Source organism: Streptomyces sp. NPDC055099 (assembly GCF_053607685.1).
The window spans coordinates 195,502-219,101 of sequence record NZ_JBSGUA010000007.1 but is presented as its reverse complement, the minus strand read 5'-3'; the positions used below and the strand labels follow the sequence as shown (position 1 = coordinate 219,101).

The 23,600-nt window shown below is 69.9% G+C and carries 18 protein-coding genes; 14 read left to right on the top strand and 4 right to left on the bottom strand.

What is annotated here, in order from left to right; translation table 11 throughout:
• Positions 1–2: 2 nt before the first annotated feature.
• From ACWFRU_RS19785 to ACWFRU_RS19770, 4 genes are all read left to right on the top strand, one after another.
• Complete coding sequence (locus tag ACWFRU_RS19785) at positions 3–1,145, top strand: acyl-CoA dehydrogenase family protein (RefSeq protein WP_453688629.1); 1,143 nt, start codon at positions 3–5, stop codon at positions 1,143–1,145.
• Between the two features lie 51 nt (positions 1,146–1,196).
• Positions 1,197–2,417: an acetyl-CoA C-acetyltransferase gene (locus tag ACWFRU_RS19780; protein WP_453688627.1), complete on the top strand. Its 1,221-nt coding sequence runs from the start codon at positions 1,197–1,199 to the stop codon at positions 2,415–2,417.
• A gap of 263 nt (positions 2,418–2,680) precedes the next feature.
• Complete coding sequence (locus ACWFRU_RS19775; RefSeq protein WP_453688626.1) at positions 2,681–4,852, top strand: 3-hydroxyacyl-CoA dehydrogenase NAD-binding domain-containing protein; 2,172 nt, start codon at positions 2,681–2,683, stop codon at positions 4,850–4,852.
• Positions 4,853–4,960: 108 nt separating this feature from the next.
• Positions 4,961–5,683 carry a hypothetical protein gene (locus ACWFRU_RS19770; protein WP_453688624.1) on the top strand — a complete coding sequence of 241 codons (723 nt, stop codon included), beginning with the start codon at positions 4,961–4,963 and terminating at the stop codon, positions 5,681–5,683.
• A gap of 18 nt (positions 5,684–5,701) precedes the next feature.
• Here ACWFRU_RS19770 and ACWFRU_RS19765 read toward each other — a convergent pair whose 3' ends face one another.
• Positions 5,702–6,436: a MerR family transcriptional regulator gene (locus ACWFRU_RS19765; protein WP_453688896.1), complete on the bottom strand. Its 735-nt coding sequence runs from the start codon at positions 6,434–6,436 to the stop codon at positions 5,702–5,704.
• A 151-nt stretch (positions 6,437–6,587) separates the two neighbouring features.
• On the opposite strand from ACWFRU_RS19765, the gene ACWFRU_RS19760 reads away from it, so the two are divergent.
• The 5 genes from ACWFRU_RS19760 (at position 6,588) to ACWFRU_RS19740 (ending at position 12,004) form a co-directional block, all read left to right on the top strand.
• Positions 6,588–8,399 carry an AMP-dependent synthetase/ligase gene (locus ACWFRU_RS19760; protein ID WP_453688622.1) on the top strand — a complete coding sequence of 604 codons (1,812 nt, stop codon included), beginning with the start codon at positions 6,588–6,590 and terminating at the stop codon, positions 8,397–8,399.
• Positions 8,400–8,604: 205 nt separating this feature from the next.
• On the top strand, positions 8,605–10,062 hold the full coding sequence (locus ACWFRU_RS19755) for an amino acid permease (RefSeq protein ID WP_453688620.1): 1,458 nt from the start codon (positions 8,605–8,607) through the stop codon (positions 10,060–10,062).
• 56 nt (positions 10,063–10,118) lie between these two features.
• A complete protein-coding gene (locus ACWFRU_RS19750; protein WP_453688618.1) occupies positions 10,119–10,598 on the top strand; it encodes a macro domain-containing protein in 480 nt (159 codons plus the stop codon).
• Positions 10,599–10,689: 91 nt separating this feature from the next.
• Positions 10,690–11,169, top strand: a complete 480-nt coding sequence (locus ACWFRU_RS19745) for a F0F1 ATP synthase subunit B family protein (protein ID WP_453688616.1) — start codon at positions 10,690–10,692, stop codon at positions 11,167–11,169.
• A 61-nt stretch (positions 11,170–11,230) separates the two neighbouring features.
• A complete protein-coding gene (locus ACWFRU_RS19740; protein ID WP_453688614.1) occupies positions 11,231–12,004 on the top strand; it encodes an alpha/beta fold hydrolase in 774 nt (257 codons plus the stop codon).
• Positions 12,005–12,031: 27 nt separating this feature from the next.
• Here the strand turns inward: ACWFRU_RS19740 and ACWFRU_RS19735 are convergent, their stop codons facing one another.
• Positions 12,032–13,186, bottom strand: a complete 1,155-nt coding sequence (locus tag ACWFRU_RS19735) for an acyl-CoA dehydrogenase family protein (protein WP_453688612.1) — start codon at positions 13,184–13,186, stop codon at positions 12,032–12,034.
• Positions 13,187–13,299: 113 nt separating this feature from the next.
• Between ACWFRU_RS19735 and ACWFRU_RS19730 the strand changes: the two genes are divergently transcribed.
• The gene (locus tag ACWFRU_RS19730) at positions 13,300–13,911 is read left to right on the top strand and encodes a TetR/AcrR family transcriptional regulator (RefSeq protein WP_453688610.1); all 612 of its coding nucleotides are present in this window, start codon (positions 13,300–13,302) and stop codon (positions 13,909–13,911) included.
• Positions 13,912–13,953: 42 nt separating this feature from the next.
• On the opposite strand, the gene ACWFRU_RS19725 is transcribed toward ACWFRU_RS19730, so the two are convergent.
• Positions 13,954–15,414 carry an aldehyde dehydrogenase family protein gene (locus ACWFRU_RS19725; RefSeq protein WP_453688608.1) on the bottom strand — a complete coding sequence of 487 codons (1,461 nt, stop codon included), beginning with the start codon at positions 15,412–15,414 and terminating at the stop codon, positions 13,954–13,956.
• A 288-nt stretch (positions 15,415–15,702) separates the two neighbouring features.
• Here ACWFRU_RS19725 and ACWFRU_RS19720 point away from each other — a divergent pair, with 288 nt between their 5' ends.
• Complete coding sequence (locus ACWFRU_RS19720; protein ID WP_453688606.1) at positions 15,703–16,548, top strand: oxygenase MpaB family protein; 846 nt, start codon at positions 15,703–15,705, stop codon at positions 16,546–16,548.
• Between the two features lie 129 nt (positions 16,549–16,677).
• Here the strand turns inward: ACWFRU_RS19720 and ACWFRU_RS19715 are convergent, their stop codons facing one another.
• A complete protein-coding gene (locus tag ACWFRU_RS19715) occupies positions 16,678–18,186 on the bottom strand; it encodes a M1 family metallopeptidase (RefSeq protein ID WP_453688604.1) in 1,509 nt (502 codons plus the stop codon).
• Positions 18,187–18,402: 216 nt separating this feature from the next.
• Between ACWFRU_RS19715 and ACWFRU_RS19710 the strand changes: the two genes are divergently transcribed.
• The 3 genes from ACWFRU_RS19710 (at position 18,403) to ACWFRU_RS19700 (ending at position 23,457) form a co-directional block, all read left to right on the top strand.
• Positions 18,403–20,364: a Xaa-Pro dipeptidyl-peptidase gene (locus tag ACWFRU_RS19710; protein WP_453688602.1), complete on the top strand. Its 1,962-nt coding sequence runs from the start codon at positions 18,403–18,405 to the stop codon at positions 20,362–20,364.
• Complete coding sequence (locus tag ACWFRU_RS19705) at positions 20,361–21,659, top strand: M14 family metallopeptidase (protein ID WP_453688600.1); 1,299 nt, start codon at positions 20,361–20,363, stop codon at positions 21,657–21,659. Before ACWFRU_RS19710 ends, ACWFRU_RS19705 begins: the two co-directional genes overlap by 4 nt.
• Positions 21,660–21,792: 133 nt before the next feature.
• Positions 21,793–23,457 carry a BCCT family transporter gene (locus tag ACWFRU_RS19700; RefSeq protein WP_453688598.1) on the top strand — a complete coding sequence of 555 codons (1,665 nt, stop codon included), beginning with the start codon at positions 21,793–21,795 and terminating at the stop codon, positions 23,455–23,457.
• Positions 23,458–23,600: the final 143 nt, after the last annotated feature.

The window sequence follows — 23,600 nt, the reverse complement described above, 5'->3', positions numbered from 1 at the left end:
ACGTGAAGCGACAGATCTTCTCCGCCGAACACGAGGCGTTCCGCGAGACCGTCCGCACCTTCCTGTCCAAGGAGGTGCTGCCCCACTACGAGGAGTGGGAGAAGGACGGCATCGTCAGCCGTGACGCGTGGCTCGCCGCGGGCAAGCAGGGACTGCTCGGGCTCGCCGTGCCCGAGGAGTACGGGGGCGGCGGGAACACCGACTTCCGCTACAGCGCCGTCCTCGCCGAGGAGTTCACCCGGGCCGGTGTGTCAGGGCTCGCGCTCGGCCTGCACAACGACATCATCGGCCCCTATCTGACCTCGCTGGCCACCGAGGACCAGAAGCGGCGCTGGCTGCCCGGCTTCTGCTCCGGCGAGATCATCACGGCCATCGCGATGACCGAGCCGGGCGCGGGCTCCGACCTCCAGGGCATCCGCACCACCGCCACCGACCAGGGCGACCACTGGCTGCTCAACGGCTCCAAGACGTTCATCTCGAACGGCATCCTCGCCGACCTGGTGATCGTCGTCGCCAAGACATCCCCGGAGGGCGGCGCGAAGGGCCTGTCCCTCCTCGTGGTCGAGCGCGGCATGGACGGCTTCGAGCGGGGCCGCAACCTCGACAAGATCGGCCAGAAGTCCCAGGACACCGCCGAGCTGTTCTTCAACGACGTACGCGTCCCCAAGGAGAACCTCCTCGGCGAGCTGGACGGCGCCTTCATCCACCTGATGACGAACCTCGCGCAGGAGCGTATGGGCATCGCCGTCGCGGGGATCGCCGCCGCCGAGCACCTCCTGGACATCACCACGACGTACGTCAAGGAGCGCGAGGCCTTCGGGCGCCCGCTCTCCAAGCTCCAGCACATCCGCTTCGAGATCGCCGAGATGGCCACCGAGTGCGCCGTCACGCGGACCTTCCTCGACCGCTGCATCGTCGATCACTCGAACGGCGAACTCGACGCCGTGCACGCCTCGATGGCCAAGTGGTGGGCCACCGAGCTCCAGAAGCGCGTCGCCGACCGCTGCCTGCAACTGCACGGCGGGTACGGCTACATGACCGAGTACCGCGTCGCCAAGGCCTTCACCGACGGCCGCATCCAGACGATCTACGGAGGCACGACCGAGATCATGAAGGAGATCATCGGCCGCTCCCTGCTCGCCTGAGCCTTCCTGCCCCACCCTCACCTGCAAAGATCTTTGCGAAAGGCTGCTGTCTTGACCACCGAAGCGTACGTATACGACGCGATCCGCACCCCGCGCGGACGCGGCAAGGCCAATGGCGCCCTGCACGGCACCAAGCCGATCGACCTCGTCGTCGGCCTGATCCACGAGATCCGGGCGCGGTTCCCCGACCTGGACCCGGCGGCCGTCGACGACATCGTCCTCGGCGTCGTGGGCCCCGTCGGCGACCAGGGCTCCGACATCGCGCGCATCGCGGCCATCGCCGCCGGTCTTCCCGACACGGTCGCCGGCGTCCAGGAGAACCGCTTCTGCGCCTCGGGTCTCGAAGCGGTCAACATGGCTGCGATGAAGGTGCGTTCGGGCTGGGAGGACCTCGTCCTCGCGGGCGGCGTCGAGTCGATGTCGCGCGTCCCGATGGCCTCGGACGGCGGCGCCTGGTTCGCCGACCCGATGACCAACTACGAGACCGGCTTCGTGCCGCAGGGCATCGGCGCCGACCTCATCGCCACGGTGGAGAGCTACACCCGGCGCGACGTCGACGAGTACGCGGCCCTCTCCCAGGAGCGCGCCGCGGCCGCCTGGAAGGACAACCGCTTCGAGAAGTCCGTCGTGCCGGTGAAGGACCGCAGCGGCCTGGTCGTCCTGGACCACGACGAGTACATGCGCCCCGGCACCACCGCCGACTCGCTCGCCAAGCTGAAGCCGTCCTTCAAGGACATCGGCGACCTCGGCGGCTTCGACGCGGTGGCGCTGCAGAAGTACCACTGGATCGAGAAGATCGACCACGTCCACCACGCGGGCAACTCCTCCGGCATCGTGGACGGCGCGGCGCTCGTCGCCATCGGCAGCAAGGAGGTCGGCGAGCGGTACGGTCTCGCGCCGCGTGCCCGGATCGTCTCCGCGGCCGTGTCCGGCTCCGAGCCGACCATCATGCTCACCGGTCCCGCGCCGGCCGCGCGCAAGGCGCTCGCCAAGGCGGGGCTGACCATCGACGACATCGACCTCGTCGAGATCAACGAGGCGTTCGCGGCGGTCGTCCTTCGCTTCGTCAAGGACATGGGCCTGTCCCTGGACAAGGTCAACGTCAACGGCGGCGCGATCGCGTTGGGGCATCCCTTGGGCGCTACGGGGGCGATGATCCTGGGCACGCTCGTGGACGAGCTGGAGCGTCAGGACAAGCGGTACGGGCTCGCCACGTTGTGCGTGGGCGGAGGCATGGGGATCGCCACGATCGTGGAGCGGGTCTCCGGCTAAGCGCCGTTGGGGCTGTTGTCCGTCGCCGACTGCGGGTGCGTCGTGGCTGGTCGCGCCCACGCGGCGGAGCCGCATATGTCACAGCCCCGCGCCCCTGAGGCAGCGGCTTCGCCGCGCCGCATGACGGCGCACGCAGTGCGCCCGTCAGGGGCGCGGGGAACTGCGCGACCAGCCCCCACCGGCGTCATGTCGGCAACGACCCAGCACCGCCCTCCCCAGTAGCCGCTCACCCCGCTCATCACAGACTTCACGGAGACAAGACCATGACCGAAAGCACCACCATCCGCTGGGAACAGGACGACACCGGCGTCGTCACCCTCGTCCTCGACGACCCCAACCAGTCCGCGAACACCATGAACCAGGGGTTCAAGGACTCCATCGCGGCGATCGCCGAACGCGCGGAGGCCGAGAAGGACTCCATCCGCGGCATCATCTACACCTCCGCCAAGAAGACCTTCTTCGCGGGCGGTGACCTCAAGGACATGATGAAGGCGGGCCCCGAGAACGCGCGGGACGCGTTCGAGGCGGGCGTCGCCATCAAGAGCTCCCTGCGCCGCATCGAGACCCTGGGCAAGCCGGTCGTCGCCGCCATCAACGGCGCGGCCCTCGGCGGCGGTTACGAGATCGCCCTGGCCAGCCACCACCGCGTCGCGCTCGACGCGCCCGGCTCCAAGATCGGCCTGCCCGAGGTCACCCTCGGTCTGCTCCCGGCGGGCGGCGGCGTGACCCGCACCGTACGCCTGATGGGCATCGCGGACGCGCTGCTCAAGGTGCTGCTCCAGGGCACCCAGTACAACCCGAAGCGCGCCCTGGAGAACGGCCTCGTCCACGAAGTGGCCGCCACCCGCGAGGAGATGATCGAGAAGGCCCGCGCCTTCATCGACGCCAACCCCGAGTCGGCGCAGCCCTGGGACAAGCCCGGCTACCGCATCCCCGGCGGCACCCCGGCCAACCCGAAGTTCGCGGCGAACCTGCCCGCGTTCCCCGCCAACCTCAAGAAGCAGATCAACGGCGCCCCCTACCCGGCCCCGCGCAACATCCTCGCGGCCGCCGTCGAGGGCTCGCAGGTCGACTTCGAGACCGCGCTGACCATCGAGGCCCGGTACTTCACCGAGCTGGTCACCGGGCAGACGGCGAAGAACATGATCCAGGCGTTCTTCTTCGACCTCCAGGCCGTCAACTCCGGCGCCAACCGCCCCAAGGGCATCGAGCCGCGCCGGGTCCGCAAGGCCGCCGTCCTCGGCGCCGGGATGATGGGCGCGGGCATCGCCTACTCGTGCGCCCGCGCCGGCATCGAGGTCGTCCTGAAGGACGTCTCCGCCGAGGCCGCCGCCAAGGGCAAGGCCTACTCCGAGAAGCTGTGCGCCAAGGCGGTGCAGCGGGGGCGTACGACCCAGGAGAAGGCCGACGCGCTGCTCGCCCGCATCACGCCGACCGCCGACCCGCAGGACCTCGCGGGCTGCGACGCCGTGATCGAGGCCGTCTTCGAGGACACCGCCCTCAAGCACAAGGTGTTCCAGGAGATCCAGGACATCATCGAGCCGGACGCGCTCCTTTGCTCCAACACCTCGACGCTGCCGATCACCCAGCTCGCCGAGGGTGTCACGCGGCCCGTCGACTTCATCGGCCTGCACTTCTTCTCGCCCGTCGACAAGATGCCGCTCGTCGAGATCATCAAAGGTGAGCGCACCGGCGACGAGGCGCTCGCGCGCGCCTTCGACCTCGTACGCCAGATCAACAAGACGCCGATCGTCGTCAACGACTCGCGTGGCTTCTTCACCTCGCGCGTGATCGGGCACTTCATCAACGAAGGCGTCGCGATGGTCGGCGAGGGCATCGAGCCCGCGTCCGTCGAGCAGGCCGCGGCCCAGGCCGGCTACCCGGCGAAGGTCCTCTCCCTGATGGACGAGCTGACCCTCACCCTGCCCCGCAAGATCCGCAACGAGACGAAGCGGGCCGTCGAGGAGGCCGGCGGGACCTGGGCCGGGCACCCCTCGGACTCCGTCATCGACCGCATGGTCGACGAGTTCGAGCGTCCCGGCAGGAGCGGGGGAGCGGGCTTCTACGACTACGTGGACGGCAAGCGCGCCGGGCTCTGGCCGGGCCTGCGCGAGCACTTCACCAAGCCGGGCACCCAGATCCCGTTCAAGGACATGCAGGAGCGGATGCTCTTCTCCGAAGCGCTCGACACCGTACGCCTGGTGGAGGAGGGCGTCCTGACGTCGGTCGCGGACGCCAACATCGGCTCCATTTTCGGCATCGGCTTCCCCGGCTGGACCGGCGGAGTGCTCCAGTACATCAACGGCTACGAGGGCGGCCTGCCCGGCTTCGTGGCACGCGCGCGTGAGCTGGCCGACCGCTACGGGGACCGGTTCACGCCGCCCGCGCTGCTGGTCGAGAAGGCGGACAAGGGCGAGAAGTTCAGCGACAGCTGACGCTCTTCACCTGCGGTTCCGTTTCATCCGGGGCGGAACCGCAGGTCGTCGCCCCCGCGTCGTATCCTCCCGTAAAGCATGATCACGACAAACGGAGGATGTACCGCTGTGCGGTGGACAACTGGGGGAACGACGCGAGCGGTCGGCGTCGGAGTGCTGGTCCTGACGCTGGCCCTGACGGGCTGCGGAGGCAACAAGAAGGACAAGAAGCACACGTCGGGTTCGGGGGCGTCGCACGGCCGCACCGTCGGCGGCGCGAGCGGCGGGTCGGCGGCCAAGGGCGCCGGTGCGCTGAACGGCGCCAGGGACGCCGAGGCGATCCTGCCGCCCGCCGAGACGATGCCCACCGCCCTGCGCACCGTCTCCACCGAGCTGCACAGCCGCGCCAAGGCGCCCTCCGTGTGCAAGGAGCCGACCGGCAAGTGCAAGGGCGCCGTCGCCCACGGCCGGGTCGGCTACCGCAGCAACGACAAGGCCGAGGACGCGAGTTACGAGCTGATCGTGTACCGACGCGAGAGCGCCGCCGGGCTCGCCTTCGCGGTCTGGGACAACTACGTGCGTACCCACACGCGCGAGCTGAAGGTCGTTGAAGCGCCGAAGCTGGGCGACGGCAGCGTCACCTTCGGGTTCACGGACTCCGCGCGGCAGAACACCCGGGAGATCGTCATCCTCCAGGGCAAGTTCGTCGCCACCCTGAAGATCCGGGACAACTCCGGGTCCGCGGAGGCCATGAAGGACCTGAACGTTCTGGCCGAGGTCTATGCCAAGCGGTTGCGGCAGGCCGCGCGGGGCGAGACGCCGACGGCCACCGCGGCCAACGCCAGGGTCTAGCAGGGAGCCGGGAGTGGTTCAGCCTTCGGCGAGCCACTCCCGCAGCTCCTCCTTGAGGGAGCGCTGGAACGCCGTCACCAGGGCCTGCACCACCATCGGCTGCATGTGGGCCGACAGGGAGCGCATCGCGGCCACGTGTTCGGGGTCCGACTCCCGGTCGCGGTAGGGGCTCCACACCTCGTCGCGGAAGAGCCGGGAGAGCTCGACGGCCGCCGAGCGTGTGTGCTCCATCAGGACCGTGCGCGCCGCCAGGATCGTCTCGTGCGCGATGGGCACGTCGAGCAGTTGGACCCCCAGGCGCAGCAGCCCCGGGTCGACGCGGTACGCCCCGGGGGCCTCCGCGGGCACGAGGACGCCCATCGCCGAGAGCCGGTCCAGATCCCCGTCCGTCAGCGCGCGGCCCACCCTGCGCTCCAGCTCCGCGTGGTCGGTGTCCTCGGCCGAGTCGGGGGCCCAGGAGGCCACCACCGCGCGGTGGATGGCGAGGTCATGGGCGCTCAGATCGGGCGGAAGCTGTTCCAGGTACCGCTCGATGGCGGCCAGGGTCATGCCCTGGTGCTGCAGTTCCTCGATGAGCCCGAGCCGGGACAGGTGCTCCTGGCCGTAGTGCCCGACCCGGCGCGGGCCGATCACGGGCGGCGGCAGCAGGCCCTTGGTGCTGTAGAAGCGGATGGTGCGGACGGTGACGCCCGCGCGTGCGGCCAGCTCGTCGACCGTGAGCGTCGGCTCGTCCGTGTCCGAAGCCGTCGTCATCGTCATGGCAGCGCATCGCCTCCCCAGTCGTACACCCGTGGCCGGGCACCGAGTTGTGCACCGATCAGGTGCAACAGTATTGCTGTCTCACCACTGTTGTGAAAGCGTCCCGCCCAGTCACTTGCTTCGTCGATGACGCCAGGAGGCGGTCATGACCACGATCCTGCGACTCCCCGGGGAACCCGCCGACATCACGCTCCCCGCCCTGCTGCTCCGCAACGCCGAGGACCACGGCGACCACCCCGCACTCTCCTGGCGCGCCACCCCCGAAGGGGAGTGGACGACACTGACCTGGCGCGAGGCACGCCGCAAGGTCGCGGTCCTCGCCGCCGGGTACACGGCACTCGGCGTACGGCGCGGCGAGCACGTCCTGATGATGATGGGCAACCGCCCCGAACACTGGCTGAGCGATCTCGCGCTCGTGCACATCGGCGCGGTCCCCATCACCGTGTACGGCACATCGGCGCCCGAGCAGATCGCGCACATCGCCCGGCACAGCCGTGCCCGCTTCGCGATCATCGAGGGCGCCCGCGAGCTGGAACGCTGGGAGCCGCTCCTGACCGACCCCGACGCGCCCATCGAGCGCCTGGTGGTCGTCGAGGCGGCCGACGCGGGCCCGCACCGCACGTACGGCTCGCTGCACGCCACCGGAGGGCGGCTGTTCGACCCGGACGCCTTCGAGAAGGCCTGGCGCGAGTCCCGGGCCGACGATCCGCTGACCGTCGTCTACACCTCGGGCACCACGGGCGACCCCAAGGGTGTCCGCATCACGCACCGCAACGTCGTCCTCAACGGCGTCGCCCTGGACGCCGTCGTCGAGCTCCCGGACTTCGTGGAGCACATCAGCTACCTCCCCTTCGCCCATGTCGCGGAGCGCATGCTGGGCATCTACCTGCCCGTGTTCCGTGCCTCGCACGTGTACCTGTGCGCGGACCCGGCCGCCGTCGCAGCGACCGCGCGCGAGCTGCGTCCCGCGCAGTTCTTCGGGGTCCCGCGCGTGTGGGAGAAGCTGGCCGCGTCCGTGAAGGCCGTGCTCGCCGGGCTGCCGCAGGAGCAGCGGGAGTCGATCGAGGCGGCGAACGAGACGACACGCGCGCGCGTGGACTGCGTCGAGCGCGGCGAGGAACCGCCGGCCGACCTGGAGAGGGCGTATCGCGAGGCCAAGGAGAAGGTCATCGGGCCGCTGCTCTCGCTGGCCGGTTTCGACCGCCTGGTGTGGACCGCGAGCGCGGCGGCGTCGATGCCCCTGGACGTCGTGCGCTTCTGGGCGGGCTTCGACATCGTGATCATGGACGCGTGGGGACTCACGGAGACCACCGGGGTCGTCACCATCAACACCCCGGACGCCTTCCGGCTCGGTTCCGTGGGCAGGCCTCTGGACGGCCTGGAGATCCGCACCACCGACGACGGCGAGATCCTGGTGCGCGGCGCGACGGTCTTCGACGGCTATCTTCTGCCCGACGGGGGCGTGGAGTCGGCCTGCGACGCGGACGGCTGGTTCGCCACCGGAGACGTCGGGCGCATCGACGAGGACGGCTTCCTCTGGCTCACCGACCGCAAGAAGGAACTGATCGTCACGTCGACGGGCAAGAACGTCTCGCCCGCGCTCGTCGAGAACACCCTCAAGGAGCACCCCCTCATCGGCCAGGCCCTCGTGCACGGCGACGGCCGCTCCTACCTGGTCGCGCTGCTCGTCCTGGACGCCGAGATGGCCCCCGTATGGGCCGCGGGCCACGGGATCACGGGTGACCTGCTCGCCAGCGAGGCCGTACAGGAAGAGGTCGCCCGGGCCGTCGAGGCGGCCAACGCGCGCCTCAACCGCACCGAGCAGATCAAGCGCTACCGGCTCCTGGGGGAGGAGTGGGGCCCGGAGACCGGCGAGCTGACGCCGTCCCTGAAACTGCGCCGCAGGGTCATCCGGGAGAAGTACGCGGAGGCCATCGACGGGCTGTACTCCGAGTGATGCACGGTCCGTACACCCTGTGATCATGGCGTGTACACCCCCTGCCCACCATGTGAGAAGTGCCGCTATGTGATGTGCGCCACCGCATGTCGGGTGATCTCTGGGGGAAGGTGTCGCGTCGGTCCACGCACCCGTCAGGGGTGTCGTGGACCGGAGCACATCCGGACACCGGAGTTTTCCGGGCACCAGAGAGTAGACCCCCCACGTGAGCAAGGAAGCCGTAGACACGGCCGCCGTGGACGCATCCCGCACAGATGCGTCCCAGGCCCCCGCGGACGCGGGCGACGCCGGTTACAGCAAGGACCTCAAGGCCCGTCACGTCAACATGATCGCCATCGGTGGCGCGATCGGAACTGGACTCTTTCTCGGTGCGGGCGGCCGCCTGCACTCCGCGGGCCCCGCGCTCGCCGTCGCGTACCTCGTGTGCGGCATCTTCGCCTTCTTCGTCGTGCGCGCCCTCGGCGAGATGGTCATCTACCGGCCGTCGTCGGGTTCGTTCGTGTCGTACGCGCGTGAGTTCCTCGGCGAGAAGGGCGCCTACGTCGCCGGCTGGATGTACTTCCTGAACTGGTCGACCACCGGCATCGCCGACATCACCGCGATCGCGCTCTACACGCACTACTGGAGCCTGTTCACCGACATCCCCCAGTGGGTGCTCGCGCTGATCGCCCTCGCCGTCGTCCTCGTGATCAACATGATCTCGGTGAAGTACTTCGGCGAGATGGAGTTCTGGTTCGCGATCGTCAAGGTCGCGGCCCTGGTCGCCTTCATGCTGATCGGCATCTTCCTGCTGGTCACCCAGCAGGACGTGGGCGGGCAGACGCCGGGCCTGAGCGTCATCACCGACAACGGCGGCTTCCTGCCGCACGGCATCATGCCGGTCGTGATCGTCATGCAGGGTGTCGTCTTCGCGTACGCCTCCCTTGAGCTGGTCGGCGTCGCGGCGGGCGAGACCGCCGAGCCGCAGAAGGTCGTCCCGCGCGCGGTGAACTCCATCATGTGGCGCGTGGGGCTCTTCTACGTCGGCTCGGTCGTCCTCCTTGCCCTGCTCCTGCCGGGATCGGTGTACTCGGCCGACCAGAGCCCGTTCGTGACGGTCCTGTCCAAGATCGGCGTCCCCGCGGCCGGTGACGTGATGAACCTGGTCGTCCTCACGGCGGCTCTGTCGTCGCTGAACTCGGGCCTGTACTCCACGGGCCGCATCCTGCGCTCGATGGCGATGGCGGGATCGGCGCCGAAGTTCACCGCAAGGATGAACAAGAGCCAGGTCCCCTACGGCGGCATCCTGCTCACCTCCGGGGTGTGCGTGCTCGGCGTCGGCCTGAACTTCCTCATGCCGAGCCAGGCCTTCGAGATCGTCCTGAACGTGGCGTCCCTCGGCATCATCAGCACCTGGGTGATCATCATGATCTGCCACCTGGCGTTCGTCCGCCGGGCCAAGGAGGGGCTGCTCACCCGCCCGAGCTTCCGCCTCCCCGGCAGCCCGGTCACGGAGATCGTCACGATCGCCTTCCTGCTCTCGGTGCTCGGCCTGATGTGGAAGGACCCCGAGATCGGCCGCAAGACGCTCTACCTCATCCCGATCATCGCGGCGGCGCTGGCCGCGGGCTGGTACGGGATCCGCCGCAGGGTGGACCGCGAGGCCGCGGGCCTCACGAAGTAGCGCACGAGAAGAGCGGGTCAACGGCGACTGTCAGTGGCAGCGCCTACGGTGGCGTCATGTCGGAGATCACTTACGTCCGAGGTGACGCCACCGCTCCGTCGGGCAAGGGCGTCAAGCTGATCGCCCATGTCTGCAACGACCTCGGGGGCTGGGGCAAGGGCTTCGTCGTCGCGGTGTCGCGCCGCTGGCCCGAGCCGGAGGCCGCGTACCGCCGGTGGCACCGCGAGCGCGCGAAGAACGACTTCGGCCTGGGCGCCGTCCAGTTCGTCGAGGTCAGCCCCTACATATGGGTGGCCAACATGATCGGCCAGCACGGCATGCGCACCGGCAGCAAGGGCGTCCCCGTGCGGTACGAGGCGATCGACACCGCCCTGGCCGCACTCGCCGACAAGGCCGCCGAACTCGGCGCCTCCGTGCACATGCCGCGCATCGGCTGCGGGCTCGCGGGCGGCAAGTGGTCCCGCGTCGAGCCCCTGATCACCCGGCGCCTGGTGGAGCGGGGCATCGCGGTGACGGTGTACGACTTCGGGGACTGAGCCGACGTCCAAGGGCCGGAAGTGGCGGGCGTCACCCAACTTGCTTGCAGATGCGCGTTGTTGGGCCCACATGAGCGGGTAGATCGGCGGCATGCAGCTCATTCCCATGCCGTTAGGGCCGATCAATCCGGATGTCGAGCATCTTGCTGTAGGAGCCGTGCTGTTCGGCTCCCTCTATTTCTTCGTCAGGCGCATGATCCTGCGCGTCAACGGCGTACTCCAGGAGCGCGCCACGATCCTTGAGGGCGTCACCGGCGGACCGGCGGCGGACCTGCGCCGCGAGGCCGAGCGGATACGCGCCGAACGCGAGGACATGCTGGCCCAGGCCCGCCACGAGGCCGCGCAGACGCGACAGCGGGCCCGGGAGGAAGGCGCCGCCCTGATCGCCGCCGCCAGGCAGGACGGCGTGCGCGAACGCGACGAGCTGTTCACCGCGGGCCAGGCCACGATCGCGACGGAACGCGCGTCGACGGAGGCGGCACTGCGCGCGCAGGTCCCCGAACTGGCCACGGTCCTCGCGAGCAGGATCGTGGGAGAGCCGCTCCCGACGGCGACGGCTTCGGGCCGCTAGGCCGGGGAGACAGGCCGAGTTCCGTCTGGCCACCGGGCCGGACCCACGGCACGCTCGCACCATGGAACTCATGGTGCCGGTCAAGGACGGCGAAGTGTGGGCGCAGGACTCCGGCGGCGAGGGAATGCCGCTGGTCCTGCTGCACCCAGGAGTCGCCGACTCCCGGGTCTGGGACGGCATCGTGCCGCGCCTGGCGGAGGGACGCCGGGTCATCCGCTACGACGCGCGGGGGTACGGCAGGTCTCCCGCGCCCACCGCGCCGTTCTCGCTCGTCGAGGACCTGAGCGCGGTCCTCGACCACTTCGACGTCGCACGGGCGTTCCTCGCGGCGTCCAGCATGGGCGGCACCACCGCCATCGGCCTCGCGCTCGCCGACCCCGCCAGGGTGGCGGGGCTCGCGCTCCTCGTCCCCGGGATCACCGGTAACCCGGACTTCGTCATGGAGGAGTTCACCGCCGAGGTGGGCAGGCTCGCTGAGGCGGGCGACATGGACGGCATCGTGACCCTGGTGAGGCGCACGTCGGCCGCCGCGGGGGCCGGGGACGACCCCGCGGCGGCGCTCATCAAGGCAGTGATCCCGACGTGGTTCGCCGTCCACCCCCACCACGTGCCCGACCCGCCGGCCTTCGAGCGCCTCGGTGAGCTGGACGTGCCGTGCGTGCTCGCCCTGGGGGAGCGCGACGACCCCGAGGTGGTCCGCTGCAACGAACAGATGGCGGCACGCATCCCGGGCTGCCGACTCGTACGGCTGCGGAACAGCGACCACTTCCCGACCCTGCGCGAGCCCGACGCGGTCACCGACCTCATCCTTGAGGCGTACGCGGCCTCCCGCTGAGCGGACCGGCGGAGGCGGAGGACCGGCTCACAGCCCGAAGCTCTTCCCGATGATGTCCCGCTGGATCTCACTGGTGCCGCCGTACACCGTCGACACCACCGCGGCCCGCAGATGCCGCTCCATGTCGTACTCGGTCGCGTAGCCGTAACCGCCCATCATCTGCATGCCTTCCAGCGCCGCGCGCTTGGCCGTCTCGGTGGCCTTCAGCTTGGCCATCGAGGCCTCGCGCGGGAAGAGGCGCTCCGGCTCGGCGTCACACCTCGCCGCCACGTCGAGGACGAGGAGCCGTACGCACTCGATCTCCGTCGCCAGATCCGCGAGCCGGTGCCGCAACGCCTGGAAGGAGCCGACCGGCCGCCCGAACTGCTCGCGCCCGCGCACATACGTGAGCGTGTCGTCGAAGATGCGCTCGGCAAGCCCCAGCATGTTCGCCGCCAGGAAGAGACGCTCCGCGTTGAGCCCCGCCATGAGCTGCGGCCACGCCCTGCCCTCGGTGCCCACGACCGCGTCCGCGGGCAGCCGGACATCCGTGAAGTAGACGTCGTTGACCTCGCGGCCGCCCATCGTGGAGATGCCCCGGATCTCGACCCCCGGGGTGTCCGCGGGCACATGGAACATCGTCAGTCCCTCGTGCCTGGGCCCGCTCGCGTCCGTGCGGGCGACCAGGAGGATGTACGAGGCCAGGTGCGCGTTGGAGATCCAGGTCTTGTGCCCGTTGACCAGCCACCCGCCGGCGCCCGCGTCGTCGGACCGTTCGGCCCGGCACCGCAGCGCCGCCACGTCCGACCCGGCGTCCGGCTCCGACATCGCGATCGACAGGACCTGCCCGGCGACGGCCCCGCCCACCGCCGCCTTCTTCTGCGCCGCGGAGCCGAACCTCTCGTACGCCTTCGCCGTGATGACGGACGTGACGAAGCCGCCCGCGGGAACCAGGCCGCGTGCCGTCTCGCGCAGGAAGAGGCAGGCGTCCGTCATGCCGCCGCCCGACCCGCCGTACTCCTCGGGCAGACACACGCCCAGCCAGCCGAGCTCGGCCAGCTTCGCGTAGAGGGCGGGTGAGTGCGGGCCGCCGGACTCCGCGGTCAGGGCGTCGCGCTGCTCCCGGGTGCCGCACTCGCGCTGCGCGAAGTCGCGGAGCGCGGCGGTGAAGTCGAGCTGCTCCGGGCTGAGCCGCTGCGTCATGGAACCCTCCTGGTCTGGGCATAGTTACAAAGAGATTGAGCTAGTGTCCGTGTAGCCATGGGGAGTTGGCGCCGTGGCTGTGGTTGAGTGCGTGGGGACGACGGGGAGGGCTCATGGATTCGATGATGGAGCGCGCGCTGGACGCGGCGCCGCCGCCGGACACCCTGACCGAGCAGATACTCGACGCGGCGCGCGAGCAGTTCATGACGTTCGGCCTGCGCCGCTCGACCGTCGACGACGTCGCCAAGCGCGCCAGGGTCTCGCGCGTCACCGTGTACCGCCGCATCGGCAACAAGGAAGCGCTCGTCTCCGCCTGCCTGCTGCGCGAGTACCGCCGGTTCGTGGGCGAGGTGGACGAGGCCGTCGCCCCGCTCCCGACGATGGAGGACCGCATCGTCGAGGGCTTCGTCGTGGTCCTGCGGCACCTCCGCGAACACCCGCTCATCGGCGGCCTGATGCGCCTCGAACCCGAGACGATGCTGCCGTTCCTGACGCTGGAGAGCGGCCCCGCCTTCCTCGCCATGCGCGGGTACCTCACGGACCGGCTGCGCCGGGCGCAGCGCGCCGAGGGGAAGGAGGAGGGTGATCCGACGCCGGTGGCCGAGCTGATGGTGCGGATCACGGTCTCCTTCCTGCTCAATCCGGTGAGCTGCTTCGCGCTCGAAGAGGACGACCACGTACGGGACTTCGCGCGCCGCTATCTGGTCCCGCTGCTCGGCAGATGAGAACCCTGCTTCGGTGAGCGGGCGGGACCCCGGGGCTGCCGCTTACAGCCGGGCGTGCAGCCGGCGCCCCAGTTCCACCGCCCGTGCCGTCTTCTCCCGCGCCGTCGTGAACGACGTCAGATCCGCGTACGGCGCGAACCGCTTCACCGTCACCGAGCGCGGCACCGCGAACGCCCGCAGCCCCTCGGCGCCATGGATCCGGCCGTACCCCGACTCGCCGGTACCGCCGAACGGCAGTGCGGGCACGGCCGCGAACCCGAGCACCGAACCCACCGACACGGCACCGGAGTTCAGCCGTGCGGCCACCGCGAGCCCGGTCCTGCGTGACCCGGTGAAGACGGCCGCGCCCAGTGCGTACGCCGAGGCGTTGGCCCGCCGCACCGCCTCGTCCAGATCGCGCACGCGGTTCACCGCGACCACCGGGCCGAAGGTCTCCTCCGTCATCGCGGGCGAGTCCTCGGGCACGTCCACCAGGACGACCGGATGCACATAGGGGCCGCGCACGGCCTCGGGGCCGCCGAGCGGCGCCCGCGCCCCCGCGGCCAGCGCCTCCTTCATGTGGCGTTCCACGACGCCGAGTTGGGAGGGCAGCGTCATGGGCCCGTAGGTGTCACCGGCGCTGAGCGAACGCGCCCTCTCGACGATCAGCGCGCAGAGCCTCTCGTGCACGGACTCGACCGCGTACACCCGCTCCACGCCGGCGCAGGTCTGGCCCGCGTTGGCCATCGCGCCCCACACCACCGCGTCCGCGGCGACCGTCAGGTCGGCGTCCGCGCCCACGATCACCGCGTCCTTGCCCCCGCACTCGGCGAGGAGCGGCGTCAGTGATCGCGCGCACACCTGGGCCACCTTCCGTGCGGTTCCCGGCGATCCGGTGAACGCGACCTTGTCGACACCGGCCTCGGCCAGCGCCTGTCCGGTCGACCCGGGCCCGGTCACCGTCTGGAACAGCCCCGCGCAGTCCGGCACGGCGTCGTCGAAGGTCGCCGCCAGCAACACCCCGGTGCCAGCCGTCAGTTCGGACGGCTTGTAGACGACGGCGTTGCCCGCCGCGAGGGCGTAGCCGATCGAGCCCATGGGGGTGTGGACGGGATAGTTCCACGGGCCGATCACCCCGACGACGCCCAGCGGCCGGTAGCCGAGCAGTGCCCGCTGATGGACCGAGAGCAGCCCCGAGGGAACCCGGCGCACCCGCAGCACGCCGTGGGCGTGCCGGGCCGCCCAGTCCAGGTGGACCAGGCACAGCAGCACCTCGGCGCGCGCGTCGTGCTCCGGCTTGCCCGTCTCGGCGGCGACGGTCCCCGCGAGCTCGTCCATCCGCACGGCGAGCGAGCGCTTCCACTTGAGCAGCCGCGCACGGCGGCCCGACCAGCCGAGGCCCGCCCAGACGGCGGCGGCGCCCCGGCCGCGGGCGACCGCGTGCGCGATGTCGTCGGCGCCGTGCACCGGGTACTCGCCGAGCGGTTCGCCGGTGGCGGGGGAACGTACGAAGAAGGTGGTCATGATGCGGCGCTCCAGGGGTGTGACCGGGGTGTGGGCCGTGCGGGCCGACGGTGCCTGTGCCTCCGTACGGTGTAGCGGACCTCGGCGGCCTCCACGAGTACCTGACCGGCCGACACTGGCCTCAACTTGCCCCCGAGCCAAGCCATTTGATGACCTCTCCCGCCTGGTGTGTCAAAGTTACAAGAACTATCGACTTGTTTCACCGGTCGAGTCAACACCAGTCGCATACTGGAACACATACACACCGGGCACCGATCCGCGGGCCCGCCGACCCCTGGGAGCCGTGTGATGCCAGACCGCCGCCAGGCTCCCGAGCCGCCCCCGCCCGGCGGCATCCTGTGGGACATCGCGGGCGACGTCCGCGCCCTGCTCGCCCTGCCCGCCGCGCTCACGATGCAGGTCGCGCACCCCGCGGTGGGCGCGGGCGTCGACACGTACTCCGTCTTCCGGACCGACCCCTGGGGGCGCGGCGAGCGCTCGCTGCGGTCGCTGCAGACCTGGGTGTACGGCGGCGAGAGCGCGGCCGAGGAGGGGCGCAGGCTGCGTGACCTGCACAAACACATCCGGGGCACGGACGCGCACGGCCGTGATTACCACGCGCTGACGCCCGCCTACTACGCGTGGGTCCACGCCACCGGGTTCCCCGTCTACCACCACGCGCAGAAGTACCTGGGCCGGCCGTTCACCGACGCGGAGGCGCGGCAGCTGTACGCGGAGTGGCTCCAGGTGGGCCGGATCCTCGGCATCCACGACCGGGACATGCCGCAGACGCTGGAGGAGTTCTGGCCGTACTACGCGAAGGTCCTCGCCGACGAGCTGGAGGAGACCGAGGTGGTCCGCGATCTCGTCGCCACGGACCGCCCGGTCCCGCCTCCGGACCGCGGCCCCTACCTTCTGCGGGTGGCGCTGCGCGCCCTGTGGCCGCTGCTGCTTCCGCCGCTGGCCCGCTTCCGCCGCTTCCTCACGATCGGCCTGATGCCGCCGGACGCGAGGTCGGCGATCGGCCTGCCGTGGACGCCGGCCCAGGAACGGAGGCTGCGCCGCTTCGGCGGGGTGGTGCGGACGGTGGTCCCACGCCTCCCGGAACGCCTGCGCTACTTGCCGCTGGCACGCAGGGCCCGGGCGCACCGCTGACCCCCGGCTCCGCCGGTGACCCCTGAACCACGGGCCGCCCCCCCACCCACCCGCCCTCCCCAGCAGCTCGCTGCCGGGTAAACGGGTGGGTGGGTGGGAGACATCCGCCGCGAAGCGGCGGCTCAGCAATCAGTGACCGTGCCCATGCCCACCCTCATGCACACCGTTGGTCGCGGCAATGGACTTCCACGACTTCGGCGCAGCCGGAACCGCCGAGGACCGAGCGATCCCAGCGCCTCGCGCAGCAGGCGCATCCGGCCGCGACGGCTGGAACAGCCACGCGTCGAACAGCGAAGCCAGCGGCTTCCCGGAAACCTTCTCCGCGTACTTCACGAAGTCACCCACCTTCGCGTTCCCGTACGCATGCTCCTTCGGCCACCCCTTCAAAATCGCCGAGAAGGACTTCTCGCCGATCTCGTTGCGCAACGCCTGCAGGGCCAGCGCCCCGCGGTCGTACACGGCGATGTCGAACTGGTTCTCCGGCCCCGGGTCGCCCGGCTTGACCTTCCAGAACGGGTCGTCGGCCGGGTGCTGGGCGTACACGTAGTCGGCCAGCTCCTGCGCCGTGCCCTCGCCCTCCTTCTCCGACCACAGCCACTGGCTGTACCGCGCGAAGCCCTCGTTGATCCAGATGTCCTTCCAGCCGTCGACGGACACGCTGTCGCCGTACCACTGGTGGGCCAGCTCATGGACCACGACGGACACGTTGGAGCCGTTCGCGAACTGCCGCGGGCTGTAGAACGGCCGCGTCTGCGTCTCCAGGGCGAAGCCGCTCGTCACGTTCGGGACGTACCCGCCGAGCGCGTTGAAGGGGTACTTCCCGAAGACCGTCTCCAGCCACTCCGCGACCTCGACCGACCGTTCGATGCTCGCCCGCGCGGCCCCCGCGTTGTCGCCGAGGTCCTTGCTGTAGGCGTTCAGGACGGGCAGGCCGTCGGCGGTCTTGTCCGTCGTGATGTCGAACTTGCCGACGGCGAGCGTCGTCAGATAGCTGGCCTGCGGCTTGTTCGAGCGCCAGTTGAAGCGCGTCCAGCCGAGCCTGGAACTCTGCGACTGGAGAACGCCGTTGGAGATGGCCTGGGAGCCGTCGGGCACGGAGACCGAGACGTCGTAGGTCGCCTTGTCGAGCGGGTGGTCGTTGGACGGGTACCACCAGGCGGCCGACTCCGGCTCCTGGGCGGCCACACCGCCGTCCGGCGTGCGCGCCCACGCGGTGAAGCCGTTGATCTTCACCTCGGACGGCTTGCCCGCGTAACGGACGACCACCGTGATCGGCGTGCCCTTGGGCAGGCCGGCCGCCGGGGTGATCTCCAACTCCTGCTCGCCGGACTTCTTGAAGGCGGCCTTCTTGCCGTTGACCCGCACCTCGCTGACCTTCAGGCCGAGGTCGAGGTTGAACCGGGAGAGGTTCTGCGTCGTGGTGGCGTTGATGGTCGCCGTGCCTTCGAGCAGGTCGGTCCGCGGCTGGTACTTCAGCCGCAGGTCGTAGTGCGAGACGTCGTATCCGCCGTTGCCGCTCGCCGGGTAATAGGGATCGCCGATACCCGGCGCCCCAGGGGTGAAGTCGGCCGCCGATGCCGGGATCGCCAGCAGCAGAGAGGCCGCGAGCGCGCCCGGGGCGATGAGTCTGCGGTGCACGAGAGCTCCAAGTCATACGCGTCGTAGGGGTGGTCGTGAGCGTGGTTCCGTGGCTCGGTCCGACCATATTGAGCCCCCTGGCCACGCGTCATGTCCATGGTCGCTGCTGTCACACGATCGCCATTCAGCCGACATGCGCCAAAACGCCCCACGAACCTGTCATGCGTGTGTACTGCCCTCTGTCGCGCAGGAGTTGACCGGTGTACCTTCCGCGCCATGCCGATACGTGCGCGACGCACGCGCTTGATCTGGAGATCCCTGCCGGCGGCGGCCATCGCCGCCCTGCTGTCCACGCTCCTGACCCCGGGAGCCGCCCAGGGGGCGCCGAGCGCCCCACGTGAGAGCAAGCCCGTCTACTCCTACGAGAGTGCGATCCGCGAATCCGTCTGGGTCGACACGAAGATCGACGGCGACAGCGACGGGAAGACCGACCGGGTCGCCGTCGACATCGTCCGTCCCCGCGAACCGGCGCAGCACGGCCGGAAAATCCCCGTGATCATGGACGCCAGCCCGTACTACTCCTGCTGCGGGCGCGGCAACGAGAGCCAGAAGAAGACGTACGACGCGGACGGCAACCCCGTCCAGTTCCCGCTCTACTACGACAACTACTTCGTCCCCCGCGGCTATGGCTTCGTCGCCGTCGACCTCGCGGGCACGAACCGCTCCGACGGCTGCGTGGACGTGGGCGGCCGTTCCGACGTCCAGTCCGCCAAGGCGGTCGTCGACTGGCTGAACGGCCGGGCCCGCGGTTACACCACCCGCACCGGAGGCAAGAGCGCCAAGGCGTCCTGGTCGAACGGCGCCACCGGCATGATCGGCAAGAGCTACGACGGCACGGTCGCCAACGGCGTGGCCGCCACCGGAGTGCGAGGTCTCAAGACCATCGTGCCGATCGGCGCGATCTCCTCCTGGTACGACTACTACTTCGCCAAGGGCGCCCCGCTCTACGACAGCGGCCCCGACTGGCTCTCGGACTACGTGGAGAGCCCCGAGGCGCGGGCCCGCTGCGGTGCCGTACAGAAGCGACTTGTCGATGAAGCGCCCCGTACCGGTGACTGGACCCGGCTGTGGAGCGAACGGGACTACACCCCGGACGCGGACAAGGTGCGGGCCAGCGTCTTCGCCGTACACGGCATGCAGGACCTGAACGTCCGCATGAAGCACTTCGGACAGTGGTGGGACGCGCTCGCCGACGAGGGCGTCGACCGCAAGGTGTGGCTCAGCCAGACCGGTCACGTCGACCCCTTCGACTTCCGCCGCGGTGACTGGGTGCGCACACTGCACCGCTGGTTCGACCATGAACTCCTCGGCTACGACAACGGCGTCGACCGCGAGCCGATGGCCGACATCGAGCGCGCCCCCGGACAGTGGACCACCGACCGCGTCTGGCCCCCGCGCGGCACCGAAACGGTCAAGCTCCGCCCCGGCAAGGGGACGTCGCCTGGCGTCGGCACCCTCGGGACACGTCCCGGCTCCGGCAGCGAGACCTTCACCGACGACCCGAAGCGGAGCGAGACCGACTGGGCCGCGCAGATCGACACCTCCACCCCGTCGAAGGCCGGTTTCATCAGCCGTCCTCTCGGCAGCGACCTGCGCCTCTCCGGCTCCTCCGAGGTCACCGTCACCGCGACCCCGACGACCCGTACCGCCCACCTCTCCGCGGTCCTCGTCGACCTCGGCCCCGCCACCATCCGCGACTACGCGAGCGCCGGCGAGGGCATCACCACGCTCCCCGAACGCACCTGCTGGGGTCCGAGCACCGCCGGCGACAGCTCCTGCTTCAAGGAGACCAAGGCCAAGACCGCCGACGTCGAGCACACGATCTTCAGCCGCGGCTGGGCCGACCTCGGCAACTACGCGGACGACCACAAGGGCCGCCCCCTCACACCGGGCAAGAAGCACACCATCACCCTCGACCTGGCCGCGAGCGACCACGTCGTGCCCAAGGGCCACCGCCTCGCGCTGATCATCGCGGGCACGGACAAGGACCTCATCGACCCTCCGTCCGACCGGCCGACGCTCGCCATCGACCTGGCGCGTACGTCGGCGAAGGTCCCGCTGGTGGGCGGCGCCGACGCGTTCCGCGCCACCGGGCCCGTCATCGACCGCGACTCCCGTCTCGACGGCGTGGCCCCGCCGCGTCCGTTCCGCCCCGTACCTGGAGGCAGCACCTCATGAGCCCCCGCACCGGCCTCACGCCTCGTGTCCGCACCCTGGTGCTCGCCTGCGCCACCGCCGCGCTCGCCGCGCCCCTCCTGACGGTGCCCGCGCAGGCGACGCCGACCCCGCCCCGCACCGGATTCGAGGAGTCCGACGGCGCGCGCTGGACCAGTCAGCCAGAGGAACAGAAGCTGCTCGCCACCGTCGACAAGGCCACCGACCGGGTCTCGGTGTCCCGCATCGGCACCACCAAGCAGGACCGGCCCGTCCAGCTCGTCCGCATCGGTGAACGCCCCACGAAGAGCACGGTGTTGCTGATCTGCAGCCAGCACGGCGACGAGCCGTCCGGACGCGACGCCTGCCTGTCGACGATTCGCGATCTGGCGTACGCGAAGGACAAGAAGACCCAGAGGTTCCTCTCGCGCACCACGCTCCTCGTCATCCCCACCGCCAACCCGGACGGCCGCGCCGCCAACACCCGCGGCAACTCCGACGGCGTCGACATCAACCGCGACCACATCTCCCTGCAGACCGCGGAGGCACGCGCCATGGCCGCCGTCATCCGCGACAAAAAGCCCGACTCCATCTACGACCTGCACGAGTACGGCGCGACCCCGAAGTACTACGACAAAGACCTGTTCGACCTGTGGCCGCGCAACCTCAACACCGACGAGGCGGTGCACAAGGAGGCGCAGACCCTGTCCAAGGCGTACGTCAGGCCCGCCGCGAGCAAGGCGGGACATACGACGGGGACGTATGGGATCTGGACCGATCCGGTGACGGGTGAGCCCATCAAACAGACGGCGGGCGACGGTCAGGAACGCATCCTGCGCAACGTCTCCGGCATCAAGCACGCGGCCGGTCTGCTCATAGAGAGCCGTGTCGATCCGCTCACCGAAGCAGAGAAGAAGGACGAGGCGCTGAACAACCGGCGCCGCGTCACCTCTCAACTGGCGGCGCTCGGAGGCCTGTTCAACTATGCCGATGAGCGGCGCGGACAGCTGGATGCGGCCACCGCAGCGGCCCGTCTTGAAGGCTTCCGCGACCGCGGACCCGTCTATGTCGGCGGCGCCGACAACGACCCCGCCGAGCCGGCCGAGGTGATCCAGGACCCGCCGTGCGGCTACCGGCTCGACGCGGACCAGTTCGGTGACATCAAGGACGAACTCGCCCTGCACGGAGTAAAGGTCAGGAGGGACGGCAAGGGAGCCTACGTGCCGATGCGGCAGTCGGCGCGTTCTCTCGTACCGTTGCTTCTCGACGAGCGCGCTGCCTACCACCTCGTCACAGGTTCGCCCGACACCAATTGTTGAGTGGTTGTTAGGTGCGTCACATGTGGTACTGGGTAGCGGACCACAGAGTTTGTACGAATGCGAAACCGTGAGAGGTGTACTTGTGACGCAAGACCAACAGAAAGCGGACGGCGGGGGAGGGGACGGGCACATCATGCACGCCGCCCATGGCGGCGCCCATCCCCAGACCGACCGCGTCGTGTTCGGCGTGACCGCGGTGCTCACCCTGGCCTTCGTGGTCTGGGGAGCCGTCGCCACGGACTCGCTGGAGAGCGCCTCCACGAAGATGCTCAACGGGCTCATCCACAACGGTGGCTGGGCCTTCATGCTGGCGGCGAGCGGGTTCGTGGTCTTCGCGCTCTGGCTCGCCTGCAGCCGGTACGGAAAGATCACGCTCGGTGAGGAGGGTGAGGAGCCGGAGTTCCGCACCATCTCCTGGGTCGCGATGATGTTCAGCGCCGGTATGGGCATCGGCCTGATGTTCTACGGCGTGAGCGAGCCCCTCGCCCACTTCACCACGCCCCCGCCGGGCACCGATCCCGCCGACTCGGCGGCGAAGATGGAAACGGCGATGTCCACGACCCTCTTCCACTGGACGCTCCACCCGTGGGCGATCTACGCGGTCGTGGGTCTGGCCATCGCGTACAGCACCTTCCGGCGCAAGCGCAGGCAGACCATCAGCGCCGTCTTCACCCCGCTCATCGGCGAGAAGCGCGCGAACGGCTCCTGGGGCAGGGTCATCGACATCATCGCGATCTTCGCGACGCTGTTCGGCTCCGCCGCGTCGCTCGGCCTCGGTGCCCTGCAGATCGGCAGCGGCTTCGAGGTGCTCGACTGGATGGAGAACGCGGGCACGGGCCTGCTCGTCGCCATCATCGCCGTCCTCACGGTGGCCTTCGTGGCGTCCGCCATCTCCGGTGTGGAGAAGGGCGTGCAGTGGCTGTCCAACATCAACATGGTGCTCGCGCTGCTGCTCGTCGTGTTCGTCTTCATCGCGGGCCCGACCGTCATCGTCCTCGACCTGTTGCCGACCTCGATCGGCTCTTACCTCGGCGACCTGCCCCAGCTCATCGGGCGCACCGAGGCGTCGAGCGGCAAGGGCGTCTCGGACTGGCTGGGCAGCTGGACGGTCTTCTACTGGGCCTGGTGGATCTCCTGGACGCCCTTCGTGGGCATGTTCATCGCCAGGATCAGCCGCGGGCGCACGATCCGGCAGTTCGTCGGTGGCGTCATCCTGGTGCCGAGCACCGTCAGCCTCATCTGGTTCGCCGTCTTCGGCGGATCGGCCATGAAGGTCAAGGAGAGCGGCGGTCTCGGCGGCGAGTCGACCCCCGAGGGCCAGCTCTTCGGCCTGCTGCACGAGTACCCCATCGCCACGGTGACGAGCCTGCTCGTGATGATCCTCGTGGGCATCTTCTTCGTGTCGGGTGCCGACGCGGCGTCGATCGTGATGGGCACGCTCTCGCAGAAGGGCGCGCTGGAACCCGGCAAGCTCGTGGTGGTCTTCTGGGGCGTCGTGACGGGAGCCGTGGCGGCGATCATGCTGCTCATCGGCGACGGGTCCGGCAACGCACTCCAGGGCCTGCAGAATCTGACGATCCTGGTCGCCGCGCCCTTCACCCTGGTCATGATCGGGATGTGCGTGGCGCTGATGCGGGACCTGCGCCACGACCCGCTGATCGTCCGCGGTGAGCACGGCACGGAGGCCGTCGAGAAGGCCGTGATCGCGGGCCACGAGCAGTACGACGGCGACTTCGAGATCCGCATCGGCCCGAGCGACAACGGAGACGAGGAGGACGCCGGAGCCACCAAGGTCTGAGTCCACTTCCGCAGGCAGGAGGCGGGGGGCCCCCCCAACAAAAGGGGGCGCCCCCCCGCGGGGGGGGGGCCCCCCCCAACCCCCCCCCCGCCCCACACCCAAGCCGGGGCCCCGCGGAGCGCGAAAACACCCCCCCCCCCCAA

Coding starts and splice junctions, on each gene's coding strand:
- ACWFRU_RS19775 (WP_453688626.1), top strand. CDS start 2,681: ATGACCGAAAGCACCACCATCCGCTGGGAACAGGACGACACCGGCGTC.
- ACWFRU_RS19765 (WP_453688896.1), bottom strand. CDS start 6,436: ATGACGACGGCTTCGGACACGGACGAGCCGACGCTCACGGTCGACGAG.
- ACWFRU_RS19760 (WP_453688622.1), top strand. CDS start 6,588: ATGACCACGATCCTGCGACTCCCCGGGGAACCCGCCGACATCACGCTC.
- ACWFRU_RS19750 (WP_453688618.1), top strand. CDS start 10,119: ATGTCGGAGATCACTTACGTCCGAGGTGACGCCACCGCTCCGTCGGGC.
- ACWFRU_RS19745 (WP_453688616.1), top strand. CDS start 10,690: ATGCAGCTCATTCCCATGCCGTTAGGGCCGATCAATCCGGATGTCGAG.
- ACWFRU_RS19740 (WP_453688614.1), top strand. CDS start 11,231: ATGGAACTCATGGTGCCGGTCAAGGACGGCGAAGTGTGGGCGCAGGAC.
- ACWFRU_RS19735 (WP_453688612.1), bottom strand. CDS start 13,186: ATGACGCAGCGGCTCAGCCCGGAGCAGCTCGACTTCACCGCCGCGCTC.
- ACWFRU_RS19730 (WP_453688610.1), top strand. CDS start 13,300: ATGGATTCGATGATGGAGCGCGCGCTGGACGCGGCGCCGCCGCCGGAC.
- ACWFRU_RS19725 (WP_453688608.1), bottom strand. CDS start 15,414: ATGACCACCTTCTTCGTACGTTCCCCCGCCACCGGCGAACCGCTCGGC.
- ACWFRU_RS19720 (WP_453688606.1), top strand. CDS start 15,703: ATGCCAGACCGCCGCCAGGCTCCCGAGCCGCCCCCGCCCGGCGGCATC.
- ACWFRU_RS19710 (WP_453688602.1), top strand. CDS start 18,403: ATGCCGATACGTGCGCGACGCACGCGCTTGATCTGGAGATCCCTGCCG.
- ACWFRU_RS19705 (WP_453688600.1), top strand. CDS start 20,361: ATGAGCCCCCGCACCGGCCTCACGCCTCGTGTCCGCACCCTGGTGCTC.
- ACWFRU_RS19700 (WP_453688598.1), top strand. CDS start 21,793: ATGCACGCCGCCCATGGCGGCGCCCATCCCCAGACCGACCGCGTCGTG.